At 57.2% G+C, this 23819-nt stretch carries 24 protein-coding genes and 1 other RNA gene; 15 read left to right on the top strand and 10 right to left on the bottom strand.

Annotation, left to right across the window (positions count from 1 at the left end; all coding sequences use genetic code 11):
* Positions 1–84: 84 nt before the first annotated feature.
* Positions 85–411: a thioredoxin domain-containing protein gene (locus tag AM218_RS07990; RefSeq protein WP_071843729.1), complete on the bottom strand. Its 327-nt coding sequence runs from the start codon at positions 409–411 to the stop codon at positions 85–87.
* Between the two features lie 167 nt (positions 412–578).
* Here AM218_RS07990 and AM218_RS07985 point away from each other — a divergent pair, with 167 nt between their 5' ends.
* Entirely contained in the window at positions 579–2192 is a 1614-nt protein-coding gene (locus AM218_RS07985) for a sensor histidine kinase (protein WP_054413370.1), read from the top strand.
* On the top strand, positions 2170–3222 hold the full coding sequence (locus tag AM218_RS07980; RefSeq protein ID WP_054413369.1) for a response regulator: 1053 nt from the start codon (positions 2170–2172) through the stop codon (positions 3220–3222). The genes AM218_RS07985 and AM218_RS07980 overlap by 23 nt, the downstream gene beginning before the upstream one ends.
* 11 nt (positions 3223–3233) lie before the next feature.
* Here the strand turns inward: AM218_RS07980 and AM218_RS07975 are convergent, their stop codons facing one another.
* Positions 3234–3674: a BLUF domain-containing protein gene (locus AM218_RS07975; RefSeq protein ID WP_071843879.1), complete on the bottom strand. Its 441-nt coding sequence runs from the start codon at positions 3672–3674 to the stop codon at positions 3234–3236.
* Between the two features lie 219 nt (positions 3675–3893).
* Between AM218_RS07975 and dnaN the strand changes: the two genes are divergently transcribed.
* Entirely contained in the window at positions 3894–5018 is a 1125-nt protein-coding gene (gene dnaN / locus AM218_RS07970) for a DNA polymerase III subunit beta (RefSeq protein WP_054413367.1), read from the top strand.
* Between the two features lie 159 nt (positions 5019–5177).
* Positions 5178–5516, top strand: coding sequence for a gliding motility protein GldC (gene gldC / locus AM218_RS07965; RefSeq protein ID WP_054413366.1), 339 nt, complete (start codon positions 5178–5180; stop codon positions 5514–5516).
* Positions 5517–5586: 70 nt separating this feature from the next.
* Here the strand turns inward: gldC and AM218_RS07960 are convergent, their stop codons facing one another.
* The 5 genes from AM218_RS07960 to AM218_RS07940 form a co-directional block, all read right to left on the bottom strand.
* A complete protein-coding gene (locus AM218_RS07960; RefSeq protein WP_157547578.1) occupies positions 5587–6126 on the bottom strand; it encodes a DUF4890 domain-containing protein in 540 nt (179 codons plus the stop codon).
* 179 nt (positions 6127–6305) lie between these two features.
* Positions 6306–6842: a dCTP deaminase gene (gene dcd / locus AM218_RS07955; protein ID WP_054413364.1), complete on the bottom strand. Its 537-nt coding sequence runs from the start codon at positions 6840–6842 to the stop codon at positions 6306–6308.
* Between the two features lie 21 nt (positions 6843–6863).
* On the bottom strand, positions 6864–7724 hold the full coding sequence (locus AM218_RS07950; protein ID WP_157547577.1) for a hypothetical protein: 861 nt from the start codon (positions 7722–7724) through the stop codon (positions 6864–6866).
* Between the two features lie 120 nt (positions 7725–7844).
* A complete protein-coding gene (gene hemL / locus AM218_RS07945; RefSeq protein ID WP_054413362.1) occupies positions 7845–9170 on the bottom strand; it encodes a glutamate-1-semialdehyde 2,1-aminomutase in 1326 nt (441 codons plus the stop codon).
* A 51-nt stretch (positions 9171–9221) separates the two neighbouring features.
* Positions 9222–11219, bottom strand: a complete 1998-nt coding sequence (locus AM218_RS07940; RefSeq protein WP_082318125.1) for an ABC transporter substrate-binding protein — start codon at positions 11217–11219, stop codon at positions 9222–9224.
* A gap of 51 nt (positions 11220–11270) precedes the next feature.
* On the opposite strand from AM218_RS07940, the gene dgt reads away from it, so the two are divergent.
* Positions 11271–12677, top strand: coding sequence for a dGTP triphosphohydrolase (gene dgt / locus AM218_RS07935; RefSeq protein ID WP_054413360.1), 1407 nt, complete (start codon positions 11271–11273; stop codon positions 12675–12677).
* On the opposite strand, the gene AM218_RS07930 is transcribed toward dgt, so the two are convergent.
* Positions 12674–13369, bottom strand: a complete 696-nt coding sequence (locus AM218_RS07930; protein WP_054413359.1) for a type 1 glutamine amidotransferase — start codon at positions 13367–13369, stop codon at positions 12674–12676. The genes dgt and AM218_RS07930 overlap by 4 nt on opposite strands.
* 215 nt (positions 13370–13584) lie before the next feature.
* A complete protein-coding gene (gene guaA / locus AM218_RS07925; protein ID WP_054413358.1) occupies positions 13585–15117 on the bottom strand; it encodes a glutamine-hydrolyzing GMP synthase in 1533 nt (510 codons plus the stop codon).
* A gap of 289 nt (positions 15118–15406) precedes the next feature.
* Between guaA and AM218_RS07920 the strand changes: the two genes are divergently transcribed.
* From AM218_RS07920 to AM218_RS07900, 6 genes are all read left to right on the top strand, one after another.
* Positions 15407–15934, top strand: a complete 528-nt coding sequence (locus tag AM218_RS07920; protein WP_054413357.1) for a carboxypeptidase-like regulatory domain-containing protein — start codon at positions 15407–15409, stop codon at positions 15932–15934.
* Between the two features lie 237 nt (positions 15935–16171).
* An RNA gene (ffs, locus tag AM218_RS16315) (signal recognition particle sRNA small type) lies at positions 16172–16268 on the top strand.
* A gap of 83 nt (positions 16269–16351) precedes the next feature.
* A complete protein-coding gene (gene fsa, locus AM218_RS07915) occupies positions 16352–17008 on the top strand; it encodes a fructose-6-phosphate aldolase (protein ID WP_054413356.1) in 657 nt (218 codons plus the stop codon).
* A gap of 101 nt (positions 17009–17109) precedes the next feature.
* Positions 17110–17313 carry a hypothetical protein gene (locus AM218_RS07910; protein ID WP_054413355.1) on the top strand — a complete coding sequence of 68 codons (204 nt, stop codon included), beginning with the start codon at positions 17110–17112 and terminating at the stop codon, positions 17311–17313.
* Positions 17314–17402: 89 nt separating this feature from the next.
* Entirely contained in the window at positions 17403–18110 is a 708-nt protein-coding gene (locus AM218_RS07905; RefSeq protein ID WP_054415416.1) for a cell division ATP-binding protein FtsE, read from the top strand.
* Positions 18111–18146: 36 nt separating this feature from the next.
* Entirely contained in the window at positions 18147–19058 is a 912-nt protein-coding gene (locus tag AM218_RS07900; protein ID WP_054413354.1) for a glycosyltransferase family 2 protein, read from the top strand.
* 60 nt (positions 19059–19118) lie between these two features.
* Here the strand turns inward: AM218_RS07900 and AM218_RS07895 are convergent, their stop codons facing one another.
* Positions 19119–19976 carry a DUF6565 domain-containing protein gene (locus AM218_RS07895; RefSeq protein WP_054413353.1) on the bottom strand — a complete coding sequence of 286 codons (858 nt, stop codon included), beginning with the start codon at positions 19974–19976 and terminating at the stop codon, positions 19119–19121.
* 157 nt (positions 19977–20133) lie between these two features.
* On the opposite strand from AM218_RS07895, the gene AM218_RS07890 reads away from it, so the two are divergent.
* The 4 genes from AM218_RS07890 to AM218_RS07875 all read left to right on the top strand — a co-directional run bounded on the left by AM218_RS07890 (position 20134) and on the right by AM218_RS07875 (position 23722).
* Positions 20134–21279 carry a DegT/DnrJ/EryC1/StrS family aminotransferase gene (locus AM218_RS07890; protein WP_231717576.1) on the top strand — a complete coding sequence of 382 codons (1146 nt, stop codon included), beginning with the start codon at positions 20134–20136 and terminating at the stop codon, positions 21277–21279.
* A gap of 73 nt (positions 21280–21352) precedes the next feature.
* The gene (locus tag AM218_RS07885; protein WP_231717575.1) at positions 21353–22381 is read left to right on the top strand and encodes a Gfo/Idh/MocA family protein; all 1029 of its coding nucleotides are present in this window, start codon (positions 21353–21355) and stop codon (positions 22379–22381) included.
* A gap of 141 nt (positions 22382–22522) precedes the next feature.
* The gene (locus tag AM218_RS07880; protein ID WP_054413351.1) at positions 22523–22975 is read left to right on the top strand and encodes a hypothetical protein; all 453 of its coding nucleotides are present in this window, start codon (positions 22523–22525) and stop codon (positions 22973–22975) included.
* 15 nt (positions 22976–22990) lie between these two features.
* A complete protein-coding gene (locus AM218_RS07875) occupies positions 22991–23722 on the top strand; it encodes an EcsC family protein (protein ID WP_054413350.1) in 732 nt (243 codons plus the stop codon).
* Positions 23723–23819 lie beyond the last annotated feature (97 nt).

Raw genomic sequence — 23819 nt, 5'->3', positions numbered from 1 at the left:
AGCATGACGTTCTGACAAGGATGATATGATTTCCTATACAACTTCAGTGTTATGTTGCCTTGGTAATATGCTGGCTGAATTAGTTTAGCCCTCCAACTTACTCAGCAGTAACGGCACAATAGTGTCGCCTTCCGGCAGGCCCTGCTGCCGCCAGAGCTCAATGCCGCGACGCACCAGCACAAAGGAGGGAAGCTGCGAGGCATGGAAGCTGCTGACCACCGCCGGATGACTGGCCCCGTCAATTTTAAGTACCCGAATGGCCGAGCCGAGCCGGCCCTGCAGCAGATCAAGGGCAGTAGTGATACTCGCCGCTTTTTGCTTGCCTTCGCTGTTCAGGGCCGGCGGCAGCAGCACCAGCAGAACTGGCGCATCAGGCGACGAAGGCAGCAATTGGGATTGGGAGACAGTCATGAGCGGTAAGAAAAATTGTTGGCGTAAAATTGCCAGTCTGGCGTATCTATGACCATGATATTTATCAGCTTGCCGCTCGCTATTTGTCATATTCGTTGGATTATTGACGAAATTTGACTGAAGCGCCCTTTTTCGATTCGTCCTTTGCACCGTATCCTGGCTAATTCATGCCCAACGATCCTTTCAAAAGCGCCCTGAATGACATTCTGATTAATCAGGCGGAGGAGTTCATTGGTATCTATGATGATGCCACCGCCCGTTTTACCCGCGTAAACCCTGCCGGAGCACATTTGTTGGGCTACGCCTCAGAAGCTGCTTTTTTAGAGGCTATAGATTATGCTCCGCGGCTACCAGCCCTGCCGCCCGAGTATTGGGCAACCCTGCTTTCAGAGGCACGCCAGGGGGGACGTACGGAGGTAGAGGCAGATATAAGCCGGCAGAACGGTGAAGTGTTCTGGGGCAGGTTGCAGCTCACGCATTTTGAAGTGGAAGGATGCTCCAGCTTTCTGGTGCGCCTGAGCGAACAAGAGCGCCTGCACCAGGCCGAGCGAGAGCTGGCCCACAGTGAGCGGCGCTTTGAGGCGGTATTTTCCAACGCCACAATCGGTATCATCGTCTGCGACCGGCAGGGCAGCATTATATCCGCCAACCGCCACTCCCAACAGCTGTTTGGCTACGCCGATAATGAGCTGGTGGGCCAGAAGATAGAAGTGCTGGTGCCCAACGCCATTGGCCGCCAGCACCAGAAGCTGCGCGAGTCCTTCAATGCCCACCCCTCCGTGCGGGCCATGGGCCAGCACAGCGGCGACCTGCAGGCCCAGCGCAAAGACGGCTCCGTGTTTCCGGTAGAAGTGAGCCTGAGCTATTTTTATGAGGAGCAGGACCTGTATGTGGTTTCCTACATTCTGGATATCACCTTCAAGAAAAACGCCGAGCAGGCCCTGATTAATGAGCGCCAGCGGGTAGAACGCCTCAATACCGAGCTGGAGCAGAAAGTAGCCGACCGCACCCACGCCCTGCTCAACACCCTGGAACAGCTGGAGCAGCGCTCCGAAGAGCTAACCATTGCGCTGGCCGCCGAGCAGGAGCTGGGCGAGCTGAAGTCGCGCTTTGTGTCCATGGCCTCGCACGAGTTCCGCACGCCGCTCACGGCCGTACTCACCTCGGCCACGCTCATTGAAAAGTACCCCGGCGGCGACCAGCAGGATAAGCGCCTGAAGCATCTGCAGCGCATCCGGTCCTCGGTAAACCACCTGAACGATATTCTGGAGGAGTTCCTGTCGGTAGGCAAAATTGAGGAAGGCAAGATAGAAACCCGCCCGGCCCGGCTGGATATGGCCGTGCTGCTCGCCGATACTGTTACCGATGTGCAGGGCATGCTGAAAGCCGGCCAGTCCATAGATAAGCAGGTAAGCTGCCGGGAGCATGTCTGGCTGGATCCTTCCCTGATGCGGAAGATTCTGGTGAACCTGCTGTCCAACGCTATTAAATATTCCGGCGAAAACTCCGTGGTTACGGTGCGCGCCGAGTGTAGCCAGGGCCAGTTGATCCTCTCGGTGCAGGATCAGGGCGTGGGCATTTCGGCGGATGATCAGGAGCACCTGTTTGAGCGGTTTTTCCGGGCCCGCAACGTCACCAATATTCCCGGTACGGGCCTGGGATTGTATATTATTGCTAAATATCTGGAGCTGATGCGGGGGACTATCTCCCTGGAAAGCCAGCTACAGGAAGGTACCACCGTCACTATCACCATTCCCTATGACCACCATTCTGCTGATTGAGGATAACGACTTCATCCGGGAAAACACCGCCGAGATTCTGGAGCTGGCCGGCTACACTGTAGTTACCGCCGAAAACGGGAAGGTAGGCGTGGAGCAGGCCCTGGCTGCCCGCCCGGATTTGGTGATTTGTGATATTATGATGCCCGTGCTGGACGGCTACGGGGTGCTGCAGATTTTCAACCAGAACCCGCAGCTTTCAGGGGTGCCCTTCATCTTCCTCACGGCCAAAACTGAGCGCACCGACATGCGCCGCGGCATGGAGCTGGGGGCCGACGATTACCTCACCAAGCCCTTTGACGATACCGAGCTGCTGAGCGCTATTACCAGCCGCCTGAAGCGCTTCCAGCACCTCAAGCCCGACTACGACCTGCAAGGGGAGGGCCTGCACGAGTTCCTGCAGGATGCCCGCACCGTAGGCAACATGGAAAGCCTCACCACCGACCGCAAAGTGTACCAGGTGCGTAAAAAGCAGGATATTTATTCTGAAGGCGACGAGCCTACGCGCCTATACTTCGTAAAATCGGGCCGCATCAAAACCATCCGGACCACGCCCGCCGGCAAGGAGCTGATAACCGGCATCTACAACCCCGGCGACTTTTTTGGGTACATGGCCCTGCTGGAGCAAACCCGCCACACAGACTCCGCCGTGGCCGTGGATGACTCCGCGCTGGTGTATATCCCTAAAGAAGATTTCACCCAACTGCTGCTGCGCAATGCCGAGGTGAGCAAGCACTTCATCCGGTTGCTGGCCGGCCGCGTGAGCGAGCGGGAGCAGCAGCTGCTGGGCATGGCCTACAACTCCATCCGCCGCCGCGTGGCCGATACGTTGCTGCAGATGCACGAGCAGTTGGGCAGCGAGCAGGAAACCCCCATTCAGCTCTCCCGCGACGATATGGCCGCCGTGGTGGGCACTGCATCAGAGTCGCTGATCCGGACGCTGAGTGAGTTTAAGCACGATGGGCTGATTGAGATGAATGGCAAAGGCATTCGGGTGCTGCAGCCCGAAAAGCTGCGGCGGGCCAACTGGTAGGGCGCTTCACCTCACAGGCGCAGCATTTCCTTCCGCACAAATGTGGTCAGTACCTCGTGCAGCGAGTCCTTGCCTTGTTCCGGCATGGTAGCCAGATGTTTTGTTTGCAGCGGGTTAAAGTAGCCGGCCAGCCGCTCGTAGTTGGTGGGCTGAATGGCCAGAAACCCCATTGACCACTCTGCAAAACTACGGTTCGCCAAGGGGCCATCCGCCAGCTTCACCACATTCAGGTGCCGATGATCCTTCTGAATTCTCTCAAAAATGGAATAAACTTCCTGCTGACTGCCTTCCAATACCTGCAGAATGTAGCCCTGGCTGTAGAGCAATACACCCGTTAGCTCATGGGCCGTGTTCCAGGCTCGGGATTTGGTAAGCAAGGCAAGCAGCTCCGGCTCCGTGAATTCCTTGGTAGCGGTACTCTGGTACACCACATGGTATAAGGTATGATTCATGGCGGTGGTAAGGGCGAGGCCTGTGGGCAAGGCTAGGCGGGTGGGGAAGTGCAAATAAACATTAGTTTTTTACCTATACAACCTCAAGTAATAACCCCCTTTCAATCTGGCCCTAAGCTAATTACTGATTCCGCCGGGGGCTTTTGAATCAGGCTGGAAAAGCCGCCGTCGTTTCCTATCTTTGTCCTCTTCCAAACACGCCAGACAACCCGCCACTTTATGAAGTTTATCGTCTCGTCTTCCGCCTTGCTCAAGCAGCTGCAGAGCATCAATGGCGTGGTCACGAACAACCCCGTAGTGCCCATTCTGGAGAACTTTCTCTTTGAGATTGAGGACGGCAAGCTGACGATTACGGCCTCCGACCTGGAAACCAGCATGATGACCGAGCTGCCCGTGGAAGCCCGCGAAAGCGGCCGCATTGCCGCCCCCGCCCGCATTCTGCTGGATACCCTCAAAAACCTGCCCGACCAGCCCGTTACCTTCACGCTGGACGAGGAAACCTACACCATCGAAATCAGCTCGGCCAACGGCCGCTACAAGCTGGCTGGCGAAAACGCCACCGATTTCCCCCGTGTGCCGGTGGTGAAAGGCTCGGCTCCCATCGAAATTCCGTCGTCGTCGTTGGCCCGCGCCATTAACAAGACCATCTTTGCGGTAAGCACCGACGAGCTGCGCCCCGCCATGACGGGCATTCTGGTGCAGCTGGCTGATAATCAGGTAACTTTTGTGGCTACCGATGGCCACCGCCTGTTGCGCTACCGCCGCCAGGATGTGGGGGCCGGCCAAACGGCTAACCTCATCATTCCGCGCAAAGCCTTCAACCTGCTCAAAAATGCACTGCCCTCCGAGGCTACGCCGGTGCGCGTGGAGTTCAACCACTCCAACGCTTTCTTCTCCTTCAACCAGATGCGCCTCGTGTGCCGCCTGATTGATGAGCGCTACCCCGACTACGAAAACGTTATTCCGGTCAGCAACCCCAACAAGCTCATCATCGACCGGGCCGCGCTGCTGAACTCGGTGAAGCGCATTGCCATCTACTCCAACAAAACCACTCACCAGGTGCGCCTGCGTCTGGCGGGCTCGGAGCTCACCATTTCGGCCGAAGACCTCGACTTCAGCAACGAAGCCAACGAAAAGCTGGCCTGCCAGTACGATGGCGAAGACATGGAAATTGGCTTCAACGCCAAGTTCCTCATCGAAATGCTTTCGAATATCGACTCCGAGGAAATTACCCTGGAGCTGAGCACGCCAAACCGTGCCGGCCTGCTCATGCCCACCATTGCCGACGAAAACGAAAGCATTCTGATGCTGGTGATGCCGGTAATGCTGAACAACTACGTGTAGTAGCTGTTGAGGCTACTTAATTATATTTTTTGGTACGTCATGTCGAGCGTAGTCGAGACATCTCGCTAGTGTGGTAAACAGTGATTAGCACTGCAACATCAGCACGCGAGATGACTCGACTACGCTCGACATGACGTTCTTTTTCCACTCTTACTTCCGATGAAAAAATCTGAAATCCGCTTCAGCATTGCCCTCGACGACCAGAAAGTGCCCGAGGCCATCAGCTGGACTGCCACCGATGCCGGCCCTGATATTCACTTTGCCAAAGCCATTAACGTTTCTATCTGGGACCGGGACCAGGACGGCACCATGAAAATCGACCTCTGGACCAAGGATATGCCCGTTGATGCCATGAAGTATTTCATTGTGGATACCATTGGCTCTATGGCCGAAACCATCCTGACGGCTACCAACGATACCGTAATGGCCACCAAAATGCGTGAGCTGTGCGCCGAGCTTTCCAAGCACATCGACCAGGAGCAGAAAACGCAGAAGTAGTAGTGCAGCAACCATAAAAAAGCCCCGCCTGATTTCTCAGGCGGGGCTTTTTTATGAAGTAAAGGCTGGCTTAACGGCCTCGCACAGTGCTGGCCGGGGTGCTACGACCTTGCGGGCGGCTAGGCGCAATAACGGAGCCTTTGCTGCTGGCGGGCAGCGGCTCCTGCACCGATTTTACGAGCATGATATTGCTGGAACGAGCCGCATAATCTTTATCATACTTATAGAACACGGATCGGGAATCGTAGTAGTTCGTGTACTGATCAGTAGATAGTACCGAGGCCAGCTCCTTGTCCCGTTCTTTGCAGACGCCTTTGCACTGCTCATCAATGAGCTTCTGGTTGCCGGCGTGCTTCTGCTCAATAGCAGCCATTTTAGCCACTTTATCCTCGTTAATGGTGCGCAGGCGGGAAGCCTGGTAGCCATTCAAACGCAGCTGGCGCACCATCTGGTCGGAGAGGCGGTCGGCCCGGAACTCTACGGCGGCCATGTTCAGGCGCGGAGAGGAGCGGAGATTATCCTGCGTGGTGGTTATAAACGATTTCTGCTGGGCCTGGGCACCAATGGTAGTGGCCAGGAGCAAAGCGGCAATGGCAAGTGTATTACGCATGGTCAAAGTTCGTTAGCTGTGGTCAATTCTCTACCAAAAGCAGCACCTGGGCTGGTGCAGTTTCCGATAAATTACTTTTCCTTAACGAAAAACTGTGCCAAGGAGTTCTGCCCGATGAGCTTTGACCAGCCTATGGCTTCTACCAACGCCCCCGGAAAGTAGACTAAACTGCCCGGCGGCTACCAGGTGTTCTTCCACATCATAGACTCCACCGGCTTGTCGGTGCGGTCGTTGTACTTGGCGTTGGCCTTGCGGTTGTAGAAGGTCTGCACATCGCCCTGCACTACAAAGTAAATCAGCTGGCCAATGGGCATGCCGGCATACACCCGCACGGGCATAGAAACGCTGATTTCCAGCGTCCAGGTGTTGCAGAAACCAATGTCGCCTTTGCCTGCAGTGGCATGAATATCAATCCCCAGGCGGCCGACGCTGCTTTTGCCTTCCAGGAAGGGTACGTGGGCGTGGCTCTCGGTATATTCCTCCGTTACGCCCAGGTAGAGGGTGCCGGGCTCCAGCACAAAGCCTTCCTCCGGGATTTCAAAGGTCTGAATCTGGTTGTGCTGGCGGGCATCCAGCACGGCGTCGCGGTAGGTGGCCAGGTAGCGGCCCAGGTGCACGTCGTAGGAATTGGTGCCGAGGCAGGTCCGATCATACGGCTGGATGACAATATTGCCCCGCTCAATCTCGGCGAGAATCTGCTGATCGGTGAGAATCATGGCTGACTGTTGATGTAATACTTACGCTTGTTCTTCTTCCTCTTCGTAGCGGTCCTCGCGCAGGCCGGATTTCTTGCGCGGCGCCACGGTTTCTTCCGCTTCCGGCTCCTCGTCGCCATAAGACGTTAAGGCATCCAGGCGGCCACGCAACTCCGGAATTGTCACCAGGGTAAGGCGTCCCACCAGGAAAAGGGAGGTGCCGGCCAGCATCAGCGTCAGATAGTCGAGCCAGCCATACTGTGAAGGGGCTGCCTGCGGGCTGGCGGCCGGGGAGGTTACGGTAGTGGTGGTAGTGGTTTCCTCCGGCTGGGGCGTAGCGTCCTCCAACGGAGCTGCTACGGTGGCTTCGGCATCTACATCGGCGGGCGGCACGGCAGCCCCATCCACGGTGGTTTCGTCGGGAGCAGGGTCTTCAGAGGCGTTAAACTGCGCTGTGGCCTGCTTTATTTCCCGCTGGAGTGACCGGATGAGCGCCACCCGCTCGTCGCGGGGGAGGTTGTGAATGAAAAACTCAAAGTTGCGGTCCAGCACAATGCTGTTCAGCTGCTTTTCAAATTCGGCCAGATCGGTGCGGCCTTTACCGAAGCGGGCTTTGTAGCGCTCGGCTACGCCGTTGTAATTCTGGAACAGCGTGTGCAGGTCGTCGCGGCCGGGAAAGTCGTCGAAAGCGCGCCGGTCTTTGGCTGTGCGCAGGTTCACCGGGAATTTGCGCCGCGTAAACGACTTGTCGTACACGGTTTCCATGGTGCGGAAATTCAGCTCGTCTACGGTGCGGTCGAAGAGGCGCTTGTTGTCAGCGGCCGGTCCGTTCAGCTGCGCCCATAGCAGGGAAGGCAGCAGAATCAGCAAAAAAACCGGGAAAAGAAAGCGGAAACGAGGCATAAGACGAAGCGGATTTGCCCGCAAAGGTAACCGGTTGCTGTCGTGGTTGGGAGCCATAGCAAAAAAACTGTCATCCCCAGCGTGGCTAAGGATGACAGTTTCAGAAGTGCCGCAGGAAAATTACAGCCCGTGGGCTTCTATCAGCGACTCGCGGCAGGCCGTCAGGTAGCGGTCGGCCAGCTCATCGGTAATAGATGTGGAAACAAACAGGGCCTCAAACTGCGCCGGCGCCAGATACATGCCGCGGTGCAGCATGGCCCGGAAATAGCGGCCAAAGGCCTCGGTGTCGGAGGTTTTGGCGCTGGCCAGGTCTGTTACGGGCTGCGCCGTGAAAAACAGGCTGAACATAGAGCCCACCTGGTTAACGGTGTAGTTCAGGCCCAGGTCGGCGGCAATCTGCCGGGTGCCGTCCGCAATGCGGGTGCTGATGCGGTTTAGCTCCGTATATAGCTCCGGGTGCTGCTGCAGGTAAGTGAGCTGGGCAATGCCGGCGGCGGTAGCAATGGGGTTGCCGGAGAGCGTACCGGCCTGGTACACTTTGCCTGCGGGCGCCACATTGTCCATAATATCCTGACGGCCGCCGTACGCGCCCACCGGCATACCACCGCCAATGATTTTGCCCAGCGTGGTCATGTCCGGCTTGATGCCATAGAGCTCCTGCGCGCCGCCGGGGGCCAGGCGGAAGCCCGTCATCACCTCATCAAAAATGAACACAATGCCGTGCTCGGTGCACAGCTCGCGCAGGCCCTGCAGGAAACCTTCGGCGGGCTCTACCAGGCCCATATTGCCGACCACGGGCTCAATGATGATGGCGGCAATCTGGTTGGGGTTGGCGGCAATGGCCCGGGCCACGGCTTCCAGGTCGTTGTAAGGCACGGTGAGGGTGTCTTTGGCAACGCCTTCGGTCACGCCAGGCGAGTCGGGCGCGCCCAGGGTAAGGGCGCCGGAGCCGGCGGCAATCAGGAAGGAGTCGCCGTGGCCGTGGTAGCAGCCTTCAAACTTGAGGATCTTGTCGCGGCCGGTATAGCCGCGCGCCACCCGAATGGCCGACATGGTAGCCTCGGTGCCGGAATTCACCAGCCGGACCTTCTCAATGCTGGGCACCATCTGCTTGATGAGCTCGGCCATTTCTACCTCGCGCTGCGTGGGCGCCCCGAAGGAAAGCGAGTTGGGAATGGCCTGCTGCACGGCATCCAGCACAATTTGCGGGGCGTGGCCCAGAATCATAGGACCCCAGGAGTTGATGAAATCGAGGTACTGGTTGCCGTCCACATCGGTCAGCCAGGCGCCTTTGGCCGACTTCATGAACACCGGATGGCCGCCCACGGCGCGGAAGGCGCGTACCGGCGAGTTGACCCCGCCGGGAATATGCTGCTTGGCCCGTTCGAATAACGCGTTGCTGGTAGAAAGCGTGAGCTCAGGAGCCGGAGAAACAGAAGGGTTCATATCAATAGTTAATGCAGGTTGCAAAAGAAAGCGGGCAGGAAGCAGGGAAAGCTAGCGGCCATCCACCGGGTTCAGGACTTCCACCTCCATGCGCTCCAGCTTGGTGATGGGCACATACTGGTTGTCGTGGCCGCCAGCGGGGTAGCCGATACCCTGAAACAACGTGCCCGATACCGGCCCGGAATTGGCCAGCTGGTTCTGGAAGGTAGAGCCATACTCGTGGAGGCGGGAGCCAAAGTAGTATAACAGCTCAAACCCAATACTGGAAAAAACGGAGGGCGGCAAATGCTGCTGCTGCAGGTAAAGCTGGCGGAAGCGCCGCACGCCAGGCGCCGTTTTGTCCAGGAAGTGCGGATACACAAAGTAGACGTCGCGCGCATCCAGCTGCCCCAACGAAACCCTGGGATTTTCGAGCCAGGAAGCAAACGTAATCAGCGGGAGCCGGGCGCCCTGGCTTTGCAGCAGGCTCAGCGTGTAAGGCCCAGCTTTCCGTCCTTCGGTGGCCATCACCAGGTGGCCCACGGTTTTCAGGTCAATGCCCGCAAAGCCCTGGGCCATGGACTCGTCTACATCTGAATTGATGCGGCGCAGTACCTGAACTTTGCCGCCCAGCGCCTCATAGGTAGTCTTATACGTCTCGCCGAAGGCCTTTTCGTCCTTACTGTCTTCATACAAAACCACGGCGGTGCGGCCGGGGAAGTTGTTGTAGGCAAATTGCGCCGCCTGCCGGGCCTGGGTCACGGAGCTGGGCTCGTAGAGGTAGTGCCAGGGGTTATCCAGCACCAGCTCGGCATCCTGTGATAATGGGTTGATGGTGATAATCTGATGCTCGCGGGCATACCGGGCCAGCAGCTTGCTGCCCGATTTATACACCGGGCCCACAATCATATCCATAGCGGCCAGCTCGGGCAGGGCCAGCAGGCGCTTAAGCTGCAGGGTATCTGAGCCGGTATCGTAGGCAAACAGCTGCAGGGGTCGGCCTTCGCGCTGCAGGGAATCCTGGGCCAGGCGCATGCCGGCGTACAGGTCCGTTACGAACTGGAGCTTGCGCTGCTTTTCCCAGCTGGGGTCATTCAACTCGAAGGGGAGGAGTACGGCCACATTGTAGCTGCTCTTTTTGAGGGGGCGCACGCGCGGCGCATAGCGGGCGCGGTCGAGGGAGAACTGGGAAATGAGCTGTTCCAGCTGGGCCTTGTCGGCCTCGGTATACCAGCCGCCCAGTACCAGCTTATCGGCATAGGCGGTGGCCAGCGTGGCATCCTGCGGGTAGCGGCGCACCATATTCTGAAACAGGGCTTTGTCTTTGATGCGCGGCAGGTAGGTGGCCTTCAGCGCCGTTCGCTCAGCCTCCAGCTTGCCGGCCGGAATCTGCCCCAATACGCGCAGGGCGTTGTCTACTTCGCCCTGCTCAAAGGAAATCTGGCCCTGCAGAAAATAGGCCTCGGCCAAAGCCGGCCAGGAAGGGTACTCGCTGCGCAGCAGGTTCAGCATCTGCTCGGCTTCCGCCCATTTCTTCGCCCGGGTAGCCGCTACGGCATACAGATAAGCCGCCTCCGGCGCATGCTTAAACTTGGCCGCCGGCACGGTAAGGGGTTGCAGCTCCTGCATGGCCAGCTCGTAGCGGCCCTGCTCAATCAGCAGCTTGCCGTTTTGGTAGCGGGTGTTTTGGTCCGTGGAGCGCAGGTTGCCTGGCAGGGGCGGCTTGGTGCTGACGGGCCGGGCCGGCGTAGCGGCCGGCTTTTTAGCTGCGCTTGGTTTAGCGGGAGTAGTGGGGGCCTTACTGGTTGCGGTGGGGGTACCGGGTTTATTGCCGGGAATGTCTTTTCGAACGGTAGATGGCTGAGCTTGTGCCGTGAAGGCCAGCCAAAACCCAATACCTAAGCTCGCGAACCGCAACGTCATAAAATGCCTCATGGGAGGACCGGAATGAAAGGATGAATCAACGGTAAACAGCTCGTCGATTAAAAGTGCCGGACAAAGGTACGTAGTATGCTGCAGGAAGATGGTGGGGGCGGGGCCTTGCTCAAAGTGGCCGGGAGCGGATGTCATATTTTCACCTTAGCTGAATACCTGTATTTTGCGGGGTAACTTCCCCGCTACATGCATCTTACTTCCTCTGCTTCGCCAGCTATGTCGTGGCAGCGCCTGCTGGCGCGCCGCCGCTACCCCGACCAGCCCCAGCTGCACCTGGTGGCGGATACGCCCGTGGTGCGCGGCGCCTTTGTGGCCGACTACGACCGGGTAGTGTTCAGCTCCGCCTTCCGGCGGCTGCAGCGCAAAACGCAGGTAATGCCCTTGCCGGAAACCGATTTTGTGCACACCCGCCTCACTCATTCCCTGGAAACGGCATGCGTGGGCCGCTCCCTGGGGCGGCTTAGCGGGCGGCGGCTGATGGAAGCCGATGCCGACCTGGCCGCCGCGCTGCCCACCCTGGACCAGGATTTCGGCGACATTGTAGCCGCCGCCTGCCTCAGTCATGATATCGGCAACCCGCCTTTTGGTCACTCCGGCGAGGATGCCATTTCGGCCTACTTCACCAGCCGGGAAGCCGAGCGGTTTATCACCGGCCTTTCCGCCGCGCAGCAGGCCGATCTGCAGCATTTTGAGGGCAATGCCGCCGGGTTTCGGGTGCTCACGCATACGTACCCGGCGCACAGCACCGGCACAGCGGGATTAGGGCTTACCTATGCTGTGCTGGGTGCCTTTACCAAGTATCCGCGGCCTTCGATAGTAGAAACCAAAGCACAGACGGGTGGAACCAGCGAGAAAAAGTACGGCTACTTTCAGTGCGAGAAAGGCCGCTTCCGGCATGTGGCCGACGAGCTGGGCCTGCTGCCGAAAGGGGAGGAGGGAGCCGGCTTTTACCACCGCCACCCGCTGGCGTTTCTGGTAGAAGCCGCCGACGACCTCTGCTACCGCATCATCGATTTTGAAGACGGCCTTAAACTGGGCCTCATCGACCACAACCACGGCCTGAAGCTGCTGCGCTGCATGCTCAACGACCCGCCCACCCGCCAGGCCAGCGTGCAGTGGCACGACTGGCGCGAGGAGCTGGGTTACATCCGCGCCCGCCTCATTGGCAAGCTGGTAGATGAAATATCTCAACGCTTTGCGGAGCACGTGCCCGCCATGCTCACGGGCCAGTATGACCAGCCGCTGGTAAAAGAGCTGGAGTGCTGGCACGAGTTGCAGGAAGTGCAGATGCTGTCCGTAGAAAAGCTCTACCGCAGCCGCCCGGTGCTGGAGATTGAAGCCGCCGGTTTCGAAGTGCTTGGCGGCCTGCTCGATGCCTTTCTGCACGCTACTTTTGATGCCCAGCGGAGCCACCGCAGCCGCAAGCTCCTGGACTTGCTGCCCATGCAATACCGCGCCCTGGGTCCGCAGGCAGAGTTGCCGGCTTACGAACAGATTGTGCTGCTCACAGATTTTATTGGCGGCTTATCAGACCAGAATGCCCTGGCGCTGTACCGGACTATTAAGGGTATTGATCTGCCGAAGGGCTTTTAGGAGCTGGCCCACGCATTCAGTAAGCTGTGCAGAAATTGATGACTGGCGGCCAGATGATGCTTGCCGGATCCTATGGCACTGGCTGATTGCACCCACTGCCCAGGCACAAGGTCCGCCGCTTCATGCGCCAGCATAGCTTCTAGGATATTCTCCGTGACTTCCGGATGAAATTGCAGGCCAATAATCCGCTGTTGCCAGCTAAAAGCCTGGTTGGCGCAGGCGGCGGAAGAGGCCAGCAGCCGGGCACCGGACGGCAGGGAAAATACTTCCCCATGCCAATGCAGCGGAGTAAGCGTTGAGGGTAGATTGGGGGCGGCGGGAAACGGTTTGGCCGTCTGGTGAAAATGAATCGGGAAGAAACCTATTTCCGCAGCAGGCGCATCAGTTACCGTAGCGCCCAGCGCTTCGGCAATAAGCTGGGCTCCCAGGCAAATACCCAGAACAGGATACCTTGCTACTATTGCCTGTCGGATGAATTGCTTTTCCTCCGATAACCAAGGCAAAGAGCCAGCATCGTGTACGCTCATACTTCCGCCTAGCACAACCAGCGCATCAAGCTCCTCCAGCCTGGGAAGGACCGGTTGCGCGGCATGAAAATGCGTGTAGGTGACCGAATATCCGTGCTCTGCGGCCCAGTGGGTAATGTAGCCCGGGCCTTCGAAGGAAATATGCTGAAGGATGTGTAAACGCATAGAGGCTAGCGCAAATTGGGTAATTCAAGATATAGCAACCCCATCACAGTATGCGGCTTGGGTGTCCTGGCTTTTAGGGCGCACTGGGTTAAGGCTTTTGATGGTCAATGTACTGCCGTGAATTGGGTTCATCAGCCTGCCATCATAATATGCTGTCATAAAACAAGCCGTTCCAGACAGCTGAAACGGCTTGTTTTTAAGATAAAGCCCAGAGGCTATTCCCACTCAATAGTGGCCGGGGGCTTAGAGCTGATATCATACACCACGCGGTTGATGCCGCGTACCTGGTTGATGATTTTGTTGCTGACGTCGGCCAGAAACTCGTAGGGGAGGTGGGCCCAGTCGGCCGTCATGCCGTCTACGCTGGTCACGGCGCGCAGGGCTACTACCTGCTCATAGGTGCGCTCATCGCCCATAACGCCCACGCTTTGGATGGGGAGCAGCATCACGCCGGCCTGCCATACCTGGTCGTAGAGGCCGTATTCTTTCAGGCCGTTGATGAAGATGGCGTCGGCGCGTTGCAGCAGGTCTACTTTGGCGGGGGTAATGTCGCCGAGGATGCGTATGCCCAGGCCGGGGCCGGGGAAGGGGTGGCGGTGCAGAATGTTCACCGGCAGCTCCAGCGTGTGGCCTACTTCGCGCACCTCATCCTTAAACAAAGCCCGCAGCGGCTCCACAATGCGCAGATTCATTTTCTCCGGCAGGCCGCCCACGTTGTGGTGGCTCTTGATGGTGACGGCCGGACCCTTCACCGACACCGACTCAATCACATCGGGATAAATGGTGCCCTGGGCCAGCCAGCGGGCACCTTCTACTTTCTGGGCTTCCCGATCGAACACCTCAATAAAGGTGCGGCCAATGGCTTTGCGCTTCAGTTCGGGGTCGGTGAGGCCTTTCAGGGCTTCGTAGAATTCCGGGGAGGCATCTACGCCACGCACATTCAGGCCCAGGTCTTTATAGGAGTGCAGCACCTGCTCGTACTCATCTTTGCGCAGCAGGCCATTGTTCACGAAGATGCCGTGCAGGCGCTTGCCAATGGCTTTGTGCAGCAGCAAGGCCGCTACCGAAGAGTCAACGCCGCCGGACAAGCCCAGAATCACCTGGTCCTCCTCGCCAATGGTGCGCTGCAGGGTTTCCACCATGCTGTCCACGAAGTGCTCCGGCGTCCAGCTCTGGTCCAGCCCGCAAATGCTTACTACAAAGTTCTGCAGCAGCGTTTTGCCATCAGTAGAGTGCGTTACTTCAGGGTGAAACTGAATACCATACGTGTCCTGACCCTGGATATGGAAGGCGGCCACGGCTACTTCCGGCGTGCCCGCAATGATGTCGAAACCGGCCGGCAGCGTCTTAATGGTGTCGCCGTGCGACATCCAGACCTGCGACTCCGTAGGCACACCGTGCAGCAGGGGAGAGTCGTGGTGCACGTGGGTGAGGCGGGCGCGGCCGTACTCGCGGATGGTGGCCGGCAGCACTTCGCCGCCGTTTTGCTGCGCCAGCAGCTGTGCGCCGTAGCACACGCCCAGCACCGGCACATGGCCCAGGTACTTGCTGAGGTCGGGGTTGGGTGCTTCCGGGTCGCGCACGGAGCAGGGCGAGCCCGAAAGCACAACGCCCCGGATGTCCTCAGTGAGGTCCGGGGCGTGATTATACGGATGAATTTCGCAGTAGACGTTCAATTCCCGGATGCGCCGGGCAATGAGCTGCGTGTACTGCGACCCAAAATCGAGAATCAGAATCTGTTGAGGCATGGGCAAAGGTAAGACCACCCCGCCTGCCGACAAAACACATTTAAAGAAAGCTATTCTTCGGAGGGCAAAGTAAAATTAGAAACCATAGATGTCACAAATTGACTATATAATGCAGGAGTATAAATGAAAATAGTACCATGTATATAGTTATTATACTGGATATAAAGGCGTAAAATACAATGTATTGTAATTGTCTTATAGGTCACAATTGAGTCACAATATGCCTTTTGTTGCCTGCTATTATCGTGCACCTTTGTCACAGTACCGCTCACTCAAACCCCGTGCTGTCATGCGTTACCTCTCCTCTTCGCTGGCATTCCTGACCTGGCTGACGCCAGCAGTTCTATTTGCCCAGGAACAACCTCAGGTCTCTGTAACGCCTGCCACTGCGCTGATTGCAGTGCAGATGATGCATCAGCCCACTCCAACTACCGAAGTACAGGCGGAAGAGCTGGCTCCACTCACCACGCCGGCTGCGGCGGCTCCCCAGGCGGCCCTCGCAGAAGAAGTGAAAACTCCCACCTCTACGGAAGTAGCGGCTGCCAGCCAGCCGGAAATGGTGGTTTTGAAAGGCAAAGTGCTGAATGAAGAAAGCCAGCCACTAGTAGGCGCTACCGTGTATGTGAAAGGCGCTGCCATAGCGGCCAGCACCAATGCCGATGGCGAGTATACTATTAAAGTACCGGCCGGTATCAACTCCTTACTGTTTAGCTACATGGGCTATGCTGATAAAGAGCTGAATGCCAGTAATAACCTCCCGCTGAACGTGTATCTGGAAGCTGCGGCTGCTGCCCGTAGCAAAGCCCGGGTAAAATAATATCCCATCCTCCGCTCCACCCCGACCTCTCTCTCTGCGCTATGAAAACAAAAAAAGAAGGAACGCCCAGGCGTTCCTTCTTTTTTTGTTAGTGAAGCAGGTAAAAAGGGTGGGGTGCTGATTTTTTTGTCAGCCGTTGCCGCTTGAGTGCTAGGTGGTTTGCTGTGCCAGGATGCCCTTAACAGGCAAAGAATGCAGAATTATTGCGCGGCCCACGAAAACCTGCGTATATTTGCAACGGCGAATCAGTACGACCAGCTCCCGCTGAACTCCCCCAGGACCGGAAGGTAGCAAGGGTAGGTGGTTGAGCGGTGCGATATTGGTTCGCTTTTTTTTGTCCATGCCCCAACGAAACCGCGCGGTGCGTTTGCCCGCAATCGGTTAGCTTTGGGGCATTGTTGTTTCCAATCTACCCGCATGAAATTCTTCATTGATACCGCCAACCTGAAGGAAATTCAGGAAGCCGTAGAGCTAGGTGTGCTCGACGGTGTAACCACCAACCCCTCGCTGATGGCCAAAGAGGGCATTAAAGGCACTGATGCCGTGATGTCGCACTACCGCCAGATCTGCGAAATGGTAGACGGCGACGTGTCGGCCGAAGTAATTGCCACCGACTACGAAGGCATTATCCGGGAAGGAGAGGCCCTGGCTGAGCTGCACCCCAACATCGTAGTGAAGGTGCCCATGATCCGGGACGGCGTGAAAGCCATCAAGTATTTCTCGGAGAAAGGCATCAAAACCAACTGCACGCTGATTTTCTCAGCCGGGCAGGCGCTGCTGGCCGCTAAGGCCGGTGCTACTTACGTGTCGCCTTTCGTGGGTCGTCTGGATGACATCGGAGCTGATGGCATGCAGCTTATTCAGCAGATTGTGGACATTTTCTCCAACTACGGCTATCCTACGCAGGTGCTGGCTGCCTCCGTGCGCCACGTGCCGCACCTGATTCAGTGCGCTGAGCTGGGCGCCGATGTGGCTACCTGCCCGCTGAGCGTAATTACCGGTTTGCTGCACCACCCGCTTACCGACAAAGGCCTGGCCACGTTCCTGGCCGACCACAAGCGCGTAAACGAATAATCTTTTCTGCCTGCTGATTGTATGCATTCTGAATGACGAAGAAGCGCGCTGGCGTTTTTCCGCATTCAGAATGCATTCAGTCAGATTAGCCAAGCACAGCGGTGTATATCATTAAAGTAAAAGGCAAGGCCAAGATTCCAGACTACATCCAGCTGCGGGATGAGAACTTCGTGCTCATAGCTTATTTCCGGGCCGACCGCCCCCTGAAAGATTTGCACCGCTACGGGCTGGAAGGCAAAGAAATTGCACTGGCCGGCGTTATTGAGGGCTTGGAGTTCGGTAAATTGCAAAAGCTGGAAGTATAGCGGCGGCCATTTGCCGCGCTTAGCTTCCGGTACTCTGGTTTTTTGAATTGTTGAACGAGCGGAGCCGTGCTTCGCGCTATCTTGCTTTTATGCCCACCGCTGCCAACCCGGTTATTGAGCTGCACGATGCCTACATTATGCAGGACGTGAACACCGTGCTGCAGAAAGTATCGTTTGCCCTGGATAAGGGTGAATTTGCGTACCTGGTAGGCCGTACCGGCTCGGGCAAAAGCTCATTGCTGAAAACCATTTACGCCGACCTGCCCCTGGGCGTGGGCGCCGGTACCGTAGCCGGATTTGCCCTGCCGCGCCTCAGCAGCGGCAAAGTACCCATGCTGCGCCGCAAGCTGGGCATCATCTTTCAGGACTTTCAGCTGCTCTTCGACCGCACCGTGGCCGATAACCTGCTATTTGTGCTGAACGCCACCGGCTGGAAAGGCAAGTCCCTGAAAAAGCAGCGCATCTCCGACGTACTCATGCGTGTGGGGCTGTCCAACGCCGGCAGCAAAATGCCGCACCAGCTTTCCGGCGGCGAGCAGCAGCGGGTAGTTATTGCCCGGGCCCTGCTCAACGAGCCTCTGCTGCTGCTGGCCGATGAGCCCACCGGCAACCTGGACCCTGACGTGACGGACAGTATTATGCGCCTGTTCATGGAAATCAACAATGCCGGCACCGCCGTGCTCATGGCCACGCACAATTATCAGCTAATCAAAAATTACCCCAAGCGCGTGCTCCAATGCAAGGACGGCCAGTTGCTGGACTCCACCGTGCTGCCCATGGAGCTGAGTGGCAACTAGCCCCGGGCTTTCTCTTTTCTGACCTTTCGCATTGCCATGCCCGGCCTGTCGGTTTTGCTGCCCATTTATTGCCGGGACGTAACCCCGCTGGTGCAGGCGCTGGTACAACAGGCCGCCAGATGGCCCGGGCCGGTAGAAATCCTTTGTTTTGATGACGCCTCCGATGAGGCTACGCGCCGGCTAAACCGCCCCGTAGCTGCCTGGCCAGGCGTTATTTATCGGGAGCTGCCGCGCAATGTGGGCCGGTCGGCTATTCGCAACCAGCTGGCCGCCGCGGCCCGGCACCCCTGGCTGCTGCTGCTGGATAACAACATCTCCCTGCCTCAGGCTGACTTTCTTGCCCGCTATGCCGCCTGTCTCGGCACGGCACCTGTAGTAGTAGGCGGTACGGTGTACGCCAAAACTGCGCCTGCCGCGCCGGAGCAGCGGCTGCGCTGGCAACACGGCCGGCTGCGGGAAGCCCGCCCGGCCCGGGTGCGGCAGCAACAGCCGTATGAGTCGTTTATCCTGAAAAATGTGCTGCTGGAGTCCGCCGTATTCCGACGGTTTGGGTTGGATGAAGCCCTGATGCACTACGGCCACGAGGATAGCAAGCTGGGCTGGCAGCTGCAGCAAGCGGGCATTGCCGTGCATCATGTAGATAACCCCGTGCTACATGATGGCCTGGAGTGTGCTGCCCATTTTCTGGAGAAAGCCCAGCAGGCCGCGCGCAATCTGGTCTACCTGTATCAAACCGAAGGGTGGGGCACCGGCACCAGGCTATTACAGACAGCCCTGTGGCTATGGCGCTTAGGGCTGGCCGGGCTGTATCAGGCGGGGTTTGGGCTGATTTACCAAAGGGTGCAACAAGCGCTGCTTTCCGGGACTCCTGACCTGCGGCAGCTGGATGCGCTCAAACTGTACTGGGCGTTGCAGGAGCTACAGCGCCTGCGCATCGGCAAAAAATAAAGCGCCAGCCTGGAGGAAGGCTGGCGCTTGTTGTTGCAATGGTTTAGTAACCGGGGTGGGTTAGTCGTTGTCGGTATTTTTTACTTCGCTCTTGACTTCTTTGTAGGCGCCTTTCACGGCGTTGCCCACTTTGCTGCCTACTTTTTTGGCGCCCTGGCCTACATCTTTACCTACTTCCTTGGCTCCGCCGGCTACATCTTTGGCCGCGCCACCAACGGCGCCGGCACCTTCTGCCACGCGGGCTTCAGTCTTATCAAACGACTTGAAGGCGGCGTACTTGGCCTTTTCCTTGGCAATTTCCTCGCGGTCGGCGGTGGATACCTGGTCTTTGATGGCGTCATAGCGCTCATCCAAGGTGCGCCAGTCGGCATTTACGTTGCGCCAGTCGTCGATATCGTAACGGTTCTCGTTGGCTTTTACCATGGCCGTGAAGGCCTCGTATTTAGCACGCACGTTCTGGGGCGTTACGGCCGCATACTCGCTGGTCATGGGCTTGTAGTACTTGCCCATTTTCACGGTAGTAGTTGTGGCGGTGGTACCGGTGGCCGAAGCCCGGTTTTTCCAGGCCATGTCGCGCTTGTCGTAAGCGGTAGTGTAGCGGGTGCGCAGCTGCTCAATTTCCTGACGGCGGGCGTCATCATACTGATCCGCATACTTATCAACGGCCGCCACTTTGGCATCGAAGTCTGACTTCAGCTGGGTGGTTTCCTGATTGAAGTCGGCTTCGGTTTCGTTGGCAGCGTTTTCAGCGCGGGTTTCGGCGTCAGTTACAAACGTTTTGAAGTCGTTATAGGCCTGTTCGCCTTCCTGCGAAACCTCCTTTTGTTCAGAGCGGGTGCAGCTGCTGTGCGTAAACGACACGCCGCCGGCTAATAGAATAGCAGCCAGCGCGTTTATAGTGAAGGTTTTCTTTATCATGGTAGTTGGGAAAAGATAAGGGAGAAACAAGAGTACTTGAGGGAGAGAGTATCCTTTCGCTGCTTAACGCAGGCTTTCAGGGCGGGGTTACGCTGGGCTTCCGCCCCGGGTTTCGCGCCTCCTTCTATCTTTGATGCCGCCCTGTTATTCTGCCTGCTTGTCCATTCCTGCTTTTACGCCCCCCATACTAATGCTGGACCTGGCGGCCCAGCACGCGCCCCTGCGCGCCGAGCTGGATGCCGCGCTGCGGCAATGCCTGGATGAAAGCGCTTTTATTCAGGGCCCGGCGGTTGCAGAATTTGTGCAGGAGCTAAGTCAGTACCTGGGCGGCCCGCACGTGGTACCCTGCGCCAATGGTACCGATGCCCTTCAGCTGGCCCTTATGAGCTTGCGCCTGCCCCAGGGAAGTGAAGTGCTGGTTCCTGCTTTTACCTATGTAGCTACGCTGGAAGCTGCCGCCTTGCTGGGGCTGGTACCAGTGCCGGTTGATGTGCTGCCAACCACCTTCGGGCTGGATCCGCATGCCGTGGAGGCCGCTATTACGCCGCGCACCGGGGCCATAGTAGCAGTGCATTTATTTGGACAGTGCGCCGATTTAGAAAGCCTGCGCCGTCTTGCCGACCACCATAACCTGGCGCTTATCGAAGACAATGCCCAGTCGCTGGGCGCTACGTTCACTACCAGCACCGGGGAAACCTGGGCGGCCGGCACCGTAGGAGAGGTGGGCACCACCTCGTTTTTCCCCAGTAAAAACCTGGGTGCTATGGGGGACGGGGGCGCCCTGTTCACCCACGATTCCAGCCGGGCCGAGCTGCTGCGCCAACTGGCCAACCACGGGCAAACGCGCAAGTACCACCACGAGCACATCGGCCTCAATTCCCGGCTTGATACCCTGCAGGCGGCCCTGCTGCGCGTGAAGCTGCGGCACCTGGAGCAGTGGACGGCCGCGCGCCAGCACATAGCAGCCCGGTATGATGCCGCTTTTGCCGGCATAGCGGGCCTGCTGGTGCCCGCCCGCGACCCTCGCAGCACGCACGTGTTCCACCAGTACACCGTTCAGCTAACGGACCCTACCCGCCGCGATGTGCTGCAAAAGCACCTGGCCGCCCTGGGAGTTCCCAGCGTGGTATACTACCCCTTGCCGGTGCACCGGCAGCCTGCTTATCATTACTTAGGCTACCAGGCCGGGCAGTTTCCCGTGGCTGAGCGGCTGTGCCAGAAGGTGTTATCGGTGCCCATTCATCCTACCCTCGCGCCGGAACAGGTGGCTTTCATAGGGGAGGCAGTGAGAAGCTTTTTCTAAATAGCGCCTGTCTGTGAAAGCAAAGCCATTCCGATAGCCCGGATTTACGCTGTTCCCGCTACATTCGCCTATTGTGAATGATTCCGCCCTTCCCGCCATTCGGTTTGTAATTTGTGGTGTAGGCCATATTGGCCGGCGGCACGCGGCGCTGGTTTCCCGGCAGCCCGGTGCCCGGCTGGTGGCCCTGATTGATGCGCAGCAGGAGCTGGCGCCCGGCTTGGCAGCCGAATTTCCCGGGGTGCCTTTCTTTACTTCGCTAGATCAGTACCTGCTTTCCGGACCCGGCGCTGATGTACTGACTGTGGCGACGCCCAATTACTTGCACGCGCCCCAGGCTATGCAGGGGCTGCACGCCGGCTTGCATGTACTGGTGGAAAAGCCCATTGCCCTGCGCACCACCGATGCGGAAGCCATTGTGCGCACGGCCGAGGCCACGGGCCGGCTGGTATTTGGGGTGATGCAGAACCGCTACTCCCCGCCCACCGCCTGGCTAAAGCAGGTTTATGATGAAGGCCGCCTGGGGCAGATATATCTGGTACAGCTCAACTGCTTCTGGAACCGCGACGCCCAGTACTACCGCCCCGGCGGTTGGCGGGGCACGCTGGCCCAGGATGGCGGCACGCTCTTCACCCAGTTCAGCCACTTCGTGGATTTGCTCTACTGGGTATTCGGCGACATTACTAATATATCTGCCCGCTTCCGCGACTTTAACCACCAGCAAATCACCGAGTTTGAAGACTCCGGCCTGATTACCTTTGATTTAGTGCGCGGCGGCAGCGGTACGCTGCAATACAGCACCGCCGTTTGGGGCCAAAACCTGGAAAGCTCCCTCACGGTGGTAGCCGAGCACGGCAGCCTCCGCCTTGGTGGCCAATACATGGATAAACTGGAGTACTGCCACCTGCGGAATTATCAGCGGCCAGAGTTGCCGCCCACCAATCCTGCCAATGATTACGGACCTTACCGGGGCAGCGCCGCCAATCATGTGCAGGTGATTGAAAATGTGATAAATACCTTTCGAAACCGATGCGCGGCAACCACCAATGCGCTGGATGGGCTAAAAGTAGTAGAGATAATTGAGCGGGTATATCAGTTAAAATAACCTCTGTTTAATGCTTCATTTCAAAAGCAGCTTTAAACCGTTTTATCTAATACTTCTGGTAGAATGCTGCTTGTTCTGCGTTAACTTTCTTACCCTGTTTAAGGCTGTCATAATTGACATTTGGCAGAATGAGACTTCATTATGCCGCTTATTCGTAGCCTGTTTTTTGTGGCTTGGTTTCTGGCAGCAATATGGGCGGCCTCAGAAATACTTTTTCTGAGCCACGTTCTTTTAACTGAGGGCAGTCTGGTTTTTCAAAGAGGGCTATTTGTTACACGAAGAATTTCCTTCCATACTATCATTCGTCTGAACACGAAAGAAGAGAAAATAGAATATTCTGCCCTGACCTCCTGGCAGAACAGCCTGCTGTATAGCGGCGAAAAACTAAGAATCAGTACTGAAGGCCATGAAGTAGTAATCCACTCTATATGGCTGAAGGATAATTTGACTTTCAGAAATAAATTAAGACAGTTAGCGGTTAATACTACGGTACATTGCTCTGGCAAATTCAACGAAAGAACAAGCCATTTTGCGTTACTGATTAGTGGCCTGTTTATTCTGGTAATGAGCTACGTAAATTTATTTGGTAAGTAAAATTCACCCATACACATGACCTCCGCTACTGCGCAAGCTTACTCCGAGCTAAAAACCTGGCAAAAACGCATGCAGGAGAAACCCTCGCTGCTTAACCGTTTAGCCCGGCGTGTGCAGGCCAAAATGAATGCGCTGCTGCCGGAGAAAGTGCATCTGGCTCTTACCGCGGCTATTAAGCAAATGGTGCGGGGGGTGTTGTTTGGCTCCATGCAAATGACGCGAAAACCCCTGGCCGAAAGTAGCCTGACTGAGCGGGAAGAGCTGATTCGTACGCGCATCCGGTACTACCGGAATACGGCCGCCGCCGAAGGGGCCGTAACCGGAGCCGGCGGCTTTCTATTAGGCCTGGCTGATTTTCCCTTACTGCTCAGCCTGAAGCTGAAGCTGCTCTTTGATATTGCCGCGCTTTACGGTCATGATGTGCGCGACTATACCGAACGGCTGTACCTGCTTCATATTTTCCAACTGGCCTTTAGCAGCCAGCAGACGCGCAATGAAGTGTACCAGCGCATAGCCAATTGGGAAACCTACCGCCTTACCCTGCCCACCGACGTGAATGAGTTCGACTGGCGCACCTTTCAGCAGGAGTACCGCGACTATATTGACCTGGCTAAAATGGCCCAGCTAATTCCTGTTATTGGGGCGGCGGTAGGGGCAGTGGCTAATTATCGGTTATTGGTGCAGTTGGGAGAAACTGCCATACAGTGCTACCGCCTGCGCTGGTTTGCAGTCAATAAACCTGAATAGATAACGCCCTGCTGGGTGTGATAAAGCTTCCTGTATAGCGGGGTATAGAAATCAGGGAAAGTATTGCGGAGGAAAAAGCGAAGCTATATGGTATGCT

The sequence above is a fragment of the Hymenobacter sp. DG25A genome (assembly GCF_001280305.1).
Taxonomy (GTDB): Bacteria; Bacteroidota; Bacteroidia; order Cytophagales; family Hymenobacteraceae; genus Hymenobacter.
The sequence above is the reverse complement of the archived record's forward strand: the minus strand, read 5'-3'. Positions and strand labels throughout refer to the sequence as shown.